This window comes from Sphaerisporangium melleum, assembly GCF_014646695.1.
Lineage (GTDB): Bacteria > Actinomycetota > Actinomycetes > Streptosporangiales > Streptosporangiaceae > Sphaerisporangium > Sphaerisporangium melleum.
Map to the genome: position 1 here is coordinate 78,477 of NZ_BMNT01000024.1, position 11,647 is coordinate 90,123.

Below are 11,647 nucleotides of genomic sequence, written 5' to 3' on the forward strand. Positions count from 1 at the left end.
TGCCGGCCGCCCGGCCACGTCGTCGCGGGCCGTTGCGACGCACCTGAGGCCCGGGTGAGCGCCCGGTCCCGCTTGCCGCGTCCATCTTCTCAGTCGGCAGGGAAGGCCGCCGTACCCGCCATTGCGTAGGCCATCCTCCCCGAGACGCCGAAGGCCGCGAATGCCTGCCGCGCCGGGCAGGGAAGGCGGCAGAAAGTCCTCGCCGGATTCGACGCCCCGGCTCTGATCCCCTGCCGTCAGGTCTTCGTAGCGTCGGCGAAACCCCGCTCCGCAGGCAGCGCACATGAGGGCGTGACCGATGCCTGGTGGACGGCCGTAGGGGCGGGCCAGATGTTACCAACAGGTCAGTAACCTGTCATGTGAGCTTGTCAAGCACGCCAAGTGGGCTGAAAGTCTGAGCAAACGCCGTTCGGGGGATCACCCCAGGAGTCAGCTTGGACATCCGCCGCCGCACCCTCGTCCTCCTCGTCTCACTGTTCTCAGCAGCGTCCGTACTCCTCTCCATCTCTGCCGTCGTCCTGCCGTCCGCCGCGGCCGCCCAGGCCGTCGCGGTTCCCGATTCGATGGCCTCCATGGGCGACTCCATCACCCGTGGGTTCAATGCCTGCGGCTTCTACGTGGACTGCCCGTCCCGGTCGTGGTCCACCGGGTCCTACAGCTCGGTGAACAGCCACTACCTGCGGCTGCGCGCCGCCAACCCCTCCCTCGTGGCCTACAACGACGCGAAGTCCGGCGCCACGGTGTCCGACATGCCGGGGCAGGCCGCGCAGGCGGTGGCCCAGGACGTCGACTACGTGACGATCCTGGTCGGGGCCAACGACGCCTGTGCCTCGTCGGAGTCCGGCATGACCTCGGTCGGCGACTTCGAGGCGAGGTTCCGCGCGACCATGGAGACTCTCGCCGCCCTGCCCGAAGCGACGATCTTCGTGGCGAGCATTCCCGACCTCAAGCGCCTGTGGCAGGTCGGCAAGGACAATCTCTCGGCCCGTACGGCGTGGGCGGCGCTCAACATCTGCCAGTCGATGCTCGCCCGGCCCCGCTCCACCGACACGGCCGACGTCGCCCGCCGTGACCGGGTGCGGCAGCGCGTCGCCGACTACAACACCGTCCTGGCGGCGGTCTGCGCCGAGCGGCCCACCTGCCGGTACGACGGCGGCGCCGTCTTCGGGTACCCGTTCGCGCTCTCCGAGCTCAGCACCTGGGACTACTTCCACCCCAACGCGACGGGACAGCGCCTGCTCGCCGAGATGACCTACTCCGCGGCCTTCGACGGGGTGCTCACCGACGACCGGTGATCCACCTGGTGGCCGTCAGGGCAGCACCAGGTAGGCGGTGTCGCGGGCGTCGGTGATCGCCATGTGACCGGGGGCGTGGCCGATGGCGAACGGCGGCCGGGAACGCATCACGACGGCCTGCGGGGTCACCCCGCAGGCCCAGAAGACCGGGGTCTCGCCGGCGCGCACCTCGACCGGCTCGCCGAAGTCCGGCCGGTCGAGGTCGGCGATGCCGAGGGCCCGTGGGTCGCCGACATGGACGGGGGCGCCGTGCACCGCGGGGTAGCGGGAGGTGACCCGCACCGCCGTCGCCACCAGGTCCTCCGGGATCGGGCGCATGGACACCACCATCGGCCCGGCCAGTGCGCCCGCCGGCCGGCACTCCTGCTTCGTGCGGTACATCGGCACGTTCGTCCCGGTCTCCAGGTGCCGTACCGGGACCCCGGCCGCGAGCAGCGCGGCCTCGAAGGTGAAGCTGCAGCCGATGAGGAAGCAGACCAGGTCGTCCCGCCAGTACGCCATGACCTCGGCGGCCTCGGCGACCTGTTCGCCGTTCTCGTACACCCGGTAGGCCGGCAGGTCGGTGCGCAGGTCACCCGCGAAGATCGAGGCGCTGATCTCGCCTGGCTCGGTCACGTCGAGCACGGGGCAGGCGCGGGGGTTGCGCTGCGCGAACAGCAGGAAGTCATAGGCGCGGTCCTTGGGCAGGGCCAGCAGGTTGGCCTGGGTCCAGCCGGACGACCAGCCGGAGGTCTGGGTGACCAGTCCCTCCCGGAACAGGGAGCGCGCCTCCGCGGGCGACAGCCGGGTACGGTCCGCCACGACGTTCGCCGTCTTCTCTTCGCTCACGTACGTTCCCTTCTCTACGGGCGGGCCGCTCATGCGCGGACCAGGCGGAAGCGGACGCGCTGGCCCGGTCTGACCTGTGCCGCGCGATCGACGTCCGGTGTGCGCACCACGGCGATCACCGGATAGCCCCCGGTGACCGGATGGTCGGCCAGAAAGAGCGTCGGCTGCCCGGACGGCGGCACCTGCAGTGCCCCCGGGACCATCCCCTCGGGCGGCAGTTCGCCGTCCCGGGCCCGCGCGAGGCCGGGGCCGCGCAACCGCATGCCCACCCGGTTGCTGTCGACGGTCACCTCGTACGGCTCGGAGCACAGCAGTTCGAGCGCCCCGGGTACGAACCAGTCGTCCCGCGGCCCGGCGAGGACGTCCAGCACGGGCTCCCCGGCGTAGAACGGGGTCACCGGGGCGAGGTCGACGTGCGGGAACCTCGCGGGCGGCGGGCCGACGGGCAGCATCGCGCCGCGCGCCGGGCGCTCCGGCCCGAGCCCGGCCATGACGTCGGTGGCCCGCGACCCCAGCACCATCGGCACGTCCAGCCCTCCGCGCACCGCGACGTACGTGCGCAGGCCACGCCTCGGCACGCCCAGTCGCAGCGTCGCCCCGTCCGGCAGCACCTCGACGGCCTGGTGGCCCGCGCCCCGGGTTCGCCCGGCGGAGTCGGCCACCGTCGCCGGGCACGGCGCCCCGCTCAGCGCGACCAGCAGATCGCCGCGGGCGCGCACCTGGAGCCCGCCCAGTGTGACCTCCAGCGCGGCGGCGTCCTCGGGATTGGCCAGCAGCCGGTTCGCCAGCCGGAACGCCGCCTGGTCCGCCGCCCCGGAACGGCCGACGCCGAGGTCGCCCCGCCCTGGACGCCCGAGGTCCTGCACCGTCACCATCGGCCCGGTGGCCAGCACCTCCAGCCACCGCGTCGCACTCCGCTCAGCCATGGCGGCCCTCCCCGGGGGCGGCCTCGACGAATCGCACCCGCATGCCGGGCCGCAGCAGGGCCGGCGGGTCGGCCGCGAGGTTCCACACGGCCAGCTCGGTGCGGCCGATGATCTGCCAGCCGCCGGGGGACTCGCGCGGGTAGACCGCGGTGTACCCGGCCGCCAGCGCGACCGCCCCGGCCGGCACCCGCACCCGCGACTCCGTACGCCGCGGGACGTGCAGCCGTGGGTCGCCGCCGATCAGATACCCGAAGCCGGGGGCGAAGCCGGAGAAGGCCACCGTCCACGTCGCCCTGGTATGCGTGTCGATCACCTCCCGTGGCGAGAGCCCGGTCAGGGCCGCCACGTCGGCGAGATCGGCGCCCTGGTAGACGACGGGGATGACGATCTCGCCGCCGGCTGCCCGCCGCGAGCCGGACGGCCGTGCCCGGGTGACCGCCGAGATGATCGCTTCGCGGCGGGCCGGCCGGTCGAACCGGACCAGCAGCGTCCTGGCGGCCGGCAGCAGGTCGGTGACGCCCGGCGGCGGGTCGGCGGCGAGCGCTTCGTACAGGGCGAGGACCCCCTCGACTCCGTCCAGTTCGACCAGGAGCGCGGTGTCCCCGCACGGCCGCACCCGCGGTCGCCCGCCGCTCCGGACGTCCGCGCCACCGGCCGTGCTGGACTCGTCGATCGGCAGGGTCACGGGGGCGTCGCCCGCGCCACCGACCCTGTTCGATGGACCGCCACCGTCAACGACCGGGCCCGTGAGCTCGCCTCCATCGACGATCGGGCGGTGGCCGGTGCTCACGACGTCGCCTTTCCCGCGTCCGGAGCCCGCACATCGTGCTTGCCCGGCAGCGTTGACGGCCTCTCCCCGAGCGTTGAGACGCTGTCTCCTGACGTTGAGGGCAGCGCCGGCTTCGCTGTGAACGGTGCCAGCGCCACGCCGCCCTCGGAGAGCGCGGCCCGCACCCGCCGGGCCATGGCCACCGCCCCCGGACTGTCGCCGTGGACGCAGATCGACGCGGCCCGGACGAGCAGCGGCGTCCCGTCGACCGCCGCGATGGGCTCGCCGCGCGCCATGCGCAGGCACCGCTCGGCCACCTGTTCCGGGTCGTGCAGAACGGCACCAGGCTGCTTCCTCGGCACCAGCGTGCCCTGCGGGGTGTACGCGCGGTCGGCGAAGTACTCCGGGATCGTCGCCAGACCGGCCGCCTCGGCCTGGCGCAACCACTCGGAGCCGGGCAGGCCGAGGACCGGCAGCGCCGGATCATAGGCGAGGACGGCCGCGACGACCGCCGCCGCCTGCTCCTCGTGGTGCACGATCGCGTTGTACAGGGCGCCGTGCGGCTTGACGTAGCTGACCCGCGTCCCGGACAGCCGGGCGAACGCGTCCAGGGCGCCGATCTGGTACACGACCTCGTCGGCGAGCGTGTCGGGCGGCACGTCGATGAAGCGCCGCCCGAAACCGGCCAGGTCGCGGTAGCCCACCTGGGCGCCGATCGCCACCCCGCGTCCGGCCGCCGTCTCGCACGTACGGCGCATGATCGTGGGGTCGCCGGCGTGGAAGCCGCACGCCACGTTGGCGCTGGTGACGACGGACAGCAGCGCCTCGTCCTCGCCGAGGCTCCACTGCCCGAACCCCTCTCCGAGGTCGGAGTTGAGGTCCACCGTCCTGATCAGCCCGGACACGATGAGCTCCCAAGTGGTTCGATAGCGGTTTCAGGAAAGGCGCCGGGCCCGGGTCTCGGGCAGGCCGAGCAGGGCCACCAGCGCCAGCCCGTAGGCCAGGGCGCCGAAGGCCATGGCGCCGCCCACGCTGTAGGTGGCGGCGAGGTACCCGATGATCGTAGGAAAGAAGGCGCCGAGGCCGCGACCCACGTTGTAGGTGAACCCCTGGCCGGTGCCCCTGATGTGGCTCGGGTAGAGCTCGGCCAGGAAGGCGCCGAAACCGGAGAAGATCGCGGAGGAGCAGAAGCCGAGCGGGAAGCCGAGAAACATCACGTACCCACCGGCCGAGCTCGGCAACTGCGTGTACAGCAGGATGAGCGTCCCGCTGAGCACCGAGAAGATGGCGAAGGTGCGCTTGCGGCCGATGCGGTCGGTGAGATGGCCGCCGGTCAGGTAGCCGCAGAACGCGCCGGTGATGAGGAAGAGCAGGTAGCCGCCCGTGCCGATCACCGACAGGCCCCGCTCGGTCTTCAGGTAGGTGGGCACCCAGGTGGCGAGGGTGTAGTAGCCGCCCTGCACGCCGGTGGCCAGCATCGTCGCGAAGACCGTGGTGCGCAGCAGGCCGCCGTGGAACACCTCGGCCGGCGACACCCGTCCGGCCTTCGCCCGCCGCTCGGTGAAGACCGGGGCGTCGGTGACGGCGCGCCGTACGTAGATGACCAGCAGCGCGGGCAGCGCGCCGGTGAGGAACAGCACCCGCCAGGCGAGGCCGGGGTCGAGGAACTGGAACACCAGCGTGTACACCAGCACGGCCAGGCCCCACCCCACGGCCCAGGAGCTCTGGATCACGGCGACGGCGCGCCCGCGGTGGCGCGCCTGGGCGTACTCGGCGACCAGGATCGCCCCGGCCGCCCACTCGCCGCCGAACCCGACGCCCTGCAGCGCGCGGAAGACCAGGAGCGTCTCGTAGCTCGGCGCCAGGCCGCACAGCGCGGTGAACACCGCGTAGACCGAGACCGTGATCATGAGGGTCCGCGCGCGGCCGACCCGGTCGGCGAGCACGCCGGCGAGGATGCCGCCGAACGCGGAGCAGACCAGGGTGGTGGTGGCGAGCAGGCCGGTCTGTGCGGTGCCGAGCCCGAAGCTCGCCGCGATCGCGGCCAGGCCGAGCGGCAGCACCCAGAAGTCGTAGGAGTCGAGGCCGTATCCGAGGAAGGCGCCGGTGAACGCCTTGCGGCCCTTGGCGCCGAGCGTGGAGTACCAGGCGAGCGCGCCCTCGTGGGGCGGCCCCTCCTGGGCGTCGCTGGAGTCCTGCGAGAGATGTGGGGCTGGTTCCGGTCTGGACGGTGTCGTCATGGCGCACCTCGCTGCCACTCTGCCGGACGGGAGACGACACCGGTCCTCGCGGTGCGGATGCGGTGTCCCCGAGCGTCTCATGACTCTGGTCGAGCCAACGTATTCAACATAAGGATTGTTCAACGATCTGGCAATAGCCTTGTGCTAGGATCGCCCGCACAACCTGGTAAGACGAAAGGTGCTGAGCGTCGTGACCGATGAGGCCGCGCAGGTCACCGAGCGCCTCACCGAAGACCGCGTCCGGCTCGGGCGCACCAGCACGGCCGAGCGGGTGGCCGGCATCCTGCGCGAGCGCATCACCGAGGGCATGTTCACGCCCGGCACCCGCCTCTCCGAAGAGGCCATCGGCACAGCCCTCGGCGTGTCCCGCAACACGCTGCGCGAGGCGTTCCGCCTGCTCTCCCACGAGCGGCTGCTCGTCCACGAGCTCAACCGGGGAGTCTTCGTCCGCCGCCTCACCACCGAGGACGTCATCGACCTCTATCACGTCCGGCGTCTGCTGGAGTGCTGGGCGATCCGCCAGGCCGGCCCCCTGTCCGAGGAGTCGCTCGCCGGGCTGCGCGAGGCGGTGGCCGTGGCCGAGAGCGCCGCCGGCGAGCAGCGCTGGGAGGACGTCGGCACCGCGAACATGCGCTTCCACGCGGCCATCGTCCGGCTCGCCGGCAGCCCGCGCCTGGACGAGACCATGGGCCGGCTGCTCGCCGAGCTGCGCCTGGCCTTCCTGGAGATGGACAACCCCCACGCGTTCCACGAGCCGTACCTCGTGCGCAACCGCGAGATCCTCCGGCTGATCGAGGCCGGCGACACCACGGGCGCCGAGCGGCTCCTCGACGACTACCTCGCCGACGCCGAACGCCAGCTCGTCCAGGCTCACACTTCCAGCACCTGACCGGTACGTGAGCGCCTCCCAATCGCTCCATGTCCGTCCTGGCGGGGGATCGGAACCCGCGCGGGTGGACGGGTGCCCGAGTTGAGGCGGGAAGGCGCGAGAGCGAGCCGGAAGCGCGGCCACGGGTGAGATGAGCCGATCGGGGCACCGGAGTCGGTAGGCGAACCAAAGCGAACCGGAGTCATCTGCGATGAGAGTCGTCGTGCTGTCCGACACCCACGCGCCGCGCCGCTGGAAGTCCTGCCCGCCGCGGGTGGCCGAGCACCTGCGCGGCGCCGACGCCATCCTGCACGCGGGTGACGTGTGCACGGGGGCGGTGCTGGAGGAACTGGCGGCCTACGCGCCGGTCCACGCGGTGAAGGGCAACAACGACGGCCCGGACGTGCGTGCGCCCGAGACCTTGGAGCTGGACCTGGACGGCCTGCGGGTGGCCATGATCCACGACAGCGGTGCGGCGAAGGGCCGCTGGGCCCGCATGCGGCGCCGTTTCCCCTCCGCCGACCTGGTGGTCTTCGGCCACTCGCACATCCCGCTCGACCACGCCGAGCAGGGCCTGCGCATCTTCAATCCCGGCTCGCCCACCGACCGCCGCCGCCAGCCGCACGGCACCATCGGCATCCTGTACATAGAAAACGGCGCCCTCCACACCACCGAAATCATCCCGGTCACCTGAGAGGCCGCACCTACCGGGCGACGAGCGCACAGTGCCGGCCGGGGACACCGATCCCGTACGCCCGAAGCCAGGACGGAATCGATCCGGTTCGAAGAGTCCGAAGAGAAGGTGGTGCCGCCGCCGTGGGAATGGGGACTGCAGTCGCCATGCAAGCGACGGCTGATTCACTACCGGCATCGGAACGGACAAGGCCGGCCCGCCGGGCCACGCCTTCAGCGTGAGGGAAGAACGATGGCATCGACCGTCTTCGGGGTGTTCGCCGTGCTCGCCGCGATCGTGGGCGTGGTGCTGTTCCTCGTGTTGAGGCGGCGGCCGCACACCCGGGCCGGGGCGTACGTCACGGGGTTCTGCTTGCTCTTGGCCGCGGGGATGCTCGCCATGGGCCACTTCTCGTTCGCGGCCCTGGAATCCGCCGCGCTGAACACCTTCACCCCGGCGGAGCGCGCGGCGGCGCTGCCGTGCGACGCGATGGTCCTGAAGGCCGACAAGACGGACAACAAGCTCAACGGACGCTACGTCTGGTGGTTGCGGCTACGGGTGACCCCTCGAACCGGCGGCCCGTACGAGATCGAGCGTACGGCTCGGCTCACCTCGTCCATGGGGGAACGCTTAGTGCCGGGGAACGTCGTGCTTCCTTGCCTGGTGACCCGCACCGACCGCACTCGGATCGAGATCGCCGCCCTCGCCTGAGCCCCTGCGGTGCCGCTCCCCGGCCCCGCTTCGCGAAAGGCTCCTGTGCCATCGGCAAGGCACTCTGCCCGGTATGAATGACGCGCCTCCCGTGGAGCCGGACGACCCATGACGAGAACGCGACCCCGGCCGGCTCGCGGGCGAAAGCGCGTCCGTGGCCCCGGTGCTCCCGCAGTGGACATCACGCCTGCCACATGGCGGCGAGCCGCCGGGTGGCGAGCCGGTCCGGGACCGCGCGCAGCAGGGCGTCGCGTACCCAGGCGACAGCGCCGGTCCGGGTCATCAGCCACGACTGCCGGGACGACGCCAGCATCAGGCGGGTGGTACGGGGCCGGCGCTCGGCGTCGTAGCGGCGCAGCCGCTCCGCGACATCCGCCGGCCCGGCGTCGGCCAGATGCCGGGTCACCGCGGCGGCGTCCTCGAACGCCTGGCTGGCGCCCTGCCCGAGGTCGGGGGTCATGGCGTGCGCTGCGTCGCCGAGCAGCGCGACCCTGCCGATCGCGAACGACGACAGCGGTTCGGCCAGGCAGGCGATCGCATCGACGTAGATGTCGGCGGGCGGGGTGGCCCCGATCAGTGCCGGCACCGCCGGATGCCAGTCGGCCATCAGGGCCAGCACCTGCCGGCGCGCCTCGTCGGCTCCGGGCGGCGCTCCGTGCAGCGCGGAGTCGGTGAACCAGTACAGATCGTGCTCGCCGACCGGGAACAGGCCGAACATCGACCCGGTACGCCGGTCGACCATGATGCTCGTCAGCAGCTCGGACACGTCCAGGCTCGCGGGTCTGGGCAGCATGCCGCGCAGGTCCAGACGCCCGACCCGCCGCGGCCCGGGGTGGTGCGGGTACAGCCGGCCGCGGATCGCGCTGCCGATGCCGTCGGCCACGATGACCGCGTCGGCCGTGGTCACGGCCCGGCCGTCACTGATCACCGTCACCTCGTCGTCGCCGGGTTCCAGTCGTTCGACCGGCGTCGCGGTACGCACCAGCTCGGCGGGCAGCGGGGCGCGCAGCGCCCGGTGCAGCTCCGCCCGGCGCACGGTCACCGTCCTGCCGACCGTCCGCTGCGCCTGTGCCGCGTTGGTCACCAGCAACGGCCGTCCGCGCCAGTCACGCAAGCCGCCGCTGACGGTGGGCGTGGCCTGGTCGTCGGGCAGGGAGTCGCCCAGTCCGAGCTCGTCCAGCGCCCGCAGACCGTTGGGCATGACGACGACCGCGGTGCCCGCCTCCCGGAGCTCGGCCCCGCGTTCGAACAGCGTCACCGCGTGCCCCCGCCGGTGCAGCCCCACCGCCGCCGTCACCCCGCCCAGTCCGGCACCGATCACCGCGATCCGCATGACGCTCCTCCATCTCGTCCCTGTCGGCCCTCTGCGGAGGACGTTACCACTACGATCGTTGTAGTACGGATGCCGCTATAACATTGCCGGGTGCCACCGACCAACCCGGCCCGCCGCCGAGCCTTGGCCGATGCCGCCATAGATCTCCTCGCGGCCTGCGGAGTGCACGGGCTGACCCACCGTGCGGTCGAGAAGGCCGCCGGCCTTCCGCCCGGAACGGCCTCGAACTACTTCCGCAGCCGAGAAGCACTGCTGGTGGCAGCCGCGGAGCGCATCGTCGAGCTGCACCACGCCGACATGGACCGCGCCGCCGGGCGGCACCAGGCCGCGATCACCACGGACTTCACCGCACAGGTCGTCGATCTGCTGACCGAGTCATTGCTCGGCGCGGCGACCGTTCTCCGCAACCGCTATCTGGCGATCTTCGAGCTCCAGATGGAGGCGGTGCGGCGGCCGGTGCTGTCGTCGGCCCTCGCGGGCCTGCAGGACGTCTCGACGCGGTTCACCGCCGGCCACCACGCCGAGCTCGGCCTCCCCATCCCCCGCAAGGCGATTCCCGGCCTGATCGCGCTCTATGGCGGTGCGCTGTTCACGTTGGTGACCGCTCCGCCCGAGACCGTCACCGAGGATGCCGTCCGGCATATCGTCCGCACCATCGTGTACGGTGCCCTACCCGAATCGAACGGCGTTCCTGACGCGCTCCGCGCATCGGATGACGCGCCGCTCGCGGAGCCGGACGGCCGCTGACGAGAACGCGGACCGGTGGATTTCGGAGCCGAAACGCGTTCCGTTCTTTAGATTCCTTTCTCCGTCCGACTTCGGTGATCAGTGCAGGTGGACGGCTGTCTCCTTGTGTCCGCCGAACCGTTCCGCCCTCGGCAGAATATCTGCCGACCTTGCAGACATTCGACCCATTTATCGCTATCCGCATTCGGCATTGAGTCATCAATACGTAGGTGCCGGGTTTAGCATTGATCTCGAATCGGCGCGTGTTACCACGGTCTTGCTCGTGGCTTGGTGTATCGCCGCAAATATCGCCAACTCCAGTCAGGTAGGTGAAATTTGCCCTCCGATTGTGAAATCGACCCATATGAGTCACCTCGTGCCCTGTTCGCCTTCGAGCTGCGCCGTCATCGGCAGGCAGCGGGCCTGTCGATGCGCCAGCTCGGCGAGCGCATCGGGTACTCCGACTCTCTGGTGAACCTGGTCGAGCTGTGCAAGCGAGCGCCCTCACGGCAGTTCGCCGAGTTGTGCGATCGAGCTTTGGGGCTGGACGGCACCATGGCGCGGTTGCACGCCGCGACCACCTGGAGGAGGGCTCCGGAATATCTCCGGCCCTGGCTGGAGGAGGAAGAGGACGCCACGAGCCTGCGCACGTGGCAGCCCACGCTGGTTCCCGGGCTGCTGCAGACCGAGGAGTACGCGCGGGAGATCCTGGCGACGTGGCCGGGCATCAGCACGGAGCGAGTGGAGGAACGCCTGGTGGGGCGCATGGAACGCCAGGCGATCTTCCAGCGCGAGACGCCGCCCGACTTCACGGTCATCATCGACGAGGACGTGATCACCCACGTCATCGGCAGTCCAAAGATCATGCGTGACCAGCTCGCGCATCTACTGGAGATGGCTCAGCATCCCCAGGTGACGATCCAGATCGTCCCCTACGCGGCCCGGCCGCACTGCGGTCAGGCAGGAGGCTTCGTCATCGCGGAACGCCACGGCCACCCCTACGCCGCCTTCGCCGATGCCCAGCCGCTCGGACGCACTTTCGACGAGCGGAAGCTCATGGCCGAGTTGATTCGGAGGTATGACGCGATTCGGGCGGACGCCGTACCGTTCAAGGAGTCCCTCCGTCTCATAGAGGAAGCGGTGAGCCGAATTGGTGCCTGACCTTCGGAACGCGCGGTGGCGGAAGAGCAGTTTCAGCAGTGACTCGGGTGAGTGTGTCGAGGTCGCCTCGGGCATCCCGGGTCTGGTCGGGGTGCGTGACAGTAAGAACCCCGGCGG

The 11,647-nt window shown here is 71.2% G+C and carries 14 protein-coding genes; 7 read left to right on the plus strand and 7 right to left on the minus strand.

Going from position 1 to position 11,647, the window contains the following annotated elements; translation table 11 throughout:
- Window positions 1-355: 355 nt before the first annotated feature.
- Complete coding sequence (locus IEY93_RS21645) at window positions 356-574, minus strand: hypothetical protein (RefSeq protein WP_189164984.1); 219 nt, start codon at window positions 572-574, stop codon at window positions 356-358.
- On the opposite strand from IEY93_RS21645, the gene IEY93_RS21650 reads away from it, so the two are divergent.
- Complete coding sequence (locus IEY93_RS21650) at window positions 573-1,295, plus strand: SGNH/GDSL hydrolase family protein (RefSeq protein ID WP_229691340.1); 723 nt, start codon at window positions 573-575, stop codon at window positions 1,293-1,295. The two genes, IEY93_RS21645 and IEY93_RS21650, sit on opposite strands and share 2 nt — an antisense overlap.
- A 15-nt stretch (window positions 1,296-1,310) precedes the next feature.
- Here IEY93_RS21650 and IEY93_RS21655 read toward each other — a convergent pair whose 3' ends face one another.
- The 5 genes from IEY93_RS21655 to IEY93_RS21675 all read right to left on the minus strand — a co-directional run bounded on the left by IEY93_RS21655 (window position 1,311) and on the right by IEY93_RS21675 (window position 6,058).
- Window positions 1,311-2,123, minus strand: coding sequence for a putative hydro-lyase (locus IEY93_RS21655; protein WP_229691341.1), 813 nt, complete (start codon window positions 2,121-2,123; stop codon window positions 1,311-1,313).
- A gap of 29 nt (window positions 2,124-2,152) precedes the next feature.
- Entirely contained in the window at window positions 2,153-3,049 is an 897-nt protein-coding gene (locus IEY93_RS21660; RefSeq protein ID WP_189164921.1) for a 5-oxoprolinase subunit C family protein, read from the minus strand.
- Window positions 3,042-3,728, minus strand: a complete 687-nt coding sequence (locus IEY93_RS21665) for a 5-oxoprolinase subunit B family protein (protein ID WP_229691353.1) — start codon at window positions 3,726-3,728, stop codon at window positions 3,042-3,044. Before IEY93_RS21665 ends, IEY93_RS21660 begins: the two co-directional genes overlap by 8 nt.
- A 107-nt stretch (window positions 3,729-3,835) precedes the next feature.
- Complete coding sequence (locus IEY93_RS21670; protein ID WP_229691342.1) at window positions 3,836-4,723, minus strand: LamB/YcsF family protein; 888 nt, start codon at window positions 4,721-4,723, stop codon at window positions 3,836-3,838.
- Window positions 4,724-4,753: 30 nt separating this feature from the next.
- Complete coding sequence (locus IEY93_RS21675; RefSeq protein ID WP_189164922.1) at window positions 4,754-6,058, minus strand: MFS transporter; 1,305 nt, start codon at window positions 6,056-6,058, stop codon at window positions 4,754-4,756.
- Window positions 6,059-6,248: 190 nt separating this feature from the next.
- On the opposite strand from IEY93_RS21675, the gene IEY93_RS21680 reads away from it, so the two are divergent.
- The 3 genes from IEY93_RS21680 (at window position 6,249) to IEY93_RS21690 (ending at window position 8,310) form a co-directional block, all read left to right on the plus strand.
- Window positions 6,249-6,947, plus strand: coding sequence for a GntR family transcriptional regulator (locus IEY93_RS21680; RefSeq protein WP_189164923.1), 699 nt, complete (start codon window positions 6,249-6,251; stop codon window positions 6,945-6,947).
- Window positions 6,948-7,137: 190 nt separating this feature from the next.
- Window positions 7,138-7,620: a metallophosphoesterase family protein gene (locus tag IEY93_RS21685; RefSeq protein WP_189164924.1), complete on the plus strand. Its 483-nt coding sequence runs from the start codon at window positions 7,138-7,140 to the stop codon at window positions 7,618-7,620.
- Window positions 7,621-7,851: 231 nt separating this feature from the next.
- Window positions 7,852-8,310: a hypothetical protein gene (locus tag IEY93_RS21690; protein WP_189164925.1), complete on the plus strand. Its 459-nt coding sequence runs from the start codon at window positions 7,852-7,854 to the stop codon at window positions 8,308-8,310.
- 181 nt (window positions 8,311-8,491) lie between these two features.
- Here the strand turns inward: IEY93_RS21690 and IEY93_RS21695 are convergent, their stop codons facing one another.
- Entirely contained in the window at window positions 8,492-9,643 is a 1,152-nt protein-coding gene (locus tag IEY93_RS21695; protein ID WP_189164926.1) for an FAD-dependent monooxygenase, read from the minus strand.
- Window positions 9,644-9,733: 90 nt separating this feature from the next.
- Here IEY93_RS21695 and IEY93_RS21700 point away from each other — a divergent pair, with 90 nt between their 5' ends.
- The 3 genes from IEY93_RS21700 to IEY93_RS21710 all read left to right on the plus strand — a co-directional run.
- Window positions 9,734-10,390, plus strand: coding sequence for a TetR/AcrR family transcriptional regulator (locus IEY93_RS21700; protein ID WP_189164927.1), 657 nt, complete (start codon window positions 9,734-9,736; stop codon window positions 10,388-10,390).
- A gap of 315 nt (window positions 10,391-10,705) precedes the next feature.
- Window positions 10,706-11,530, plus strand: a complete 825-nt coding sequence (locus IEY93_RS21705) for a helix-turn-helix domain-containing protein (protein WP_189164928.1) — start codon at window positions 10,706-10,708, stop codon at window positions 11,528-11,530.
- Window positions 11,523-11,647: DUF397 domain-containing protein (locus tag IEY93_RS21710; protein WP_189164974.1), on the plus strand; the 125-nt coding region annotated here is incomplete at its 3' end. The genes IEY93_RS21705 and IEY93_RS21710, both read left to right, overlap by 8 nt.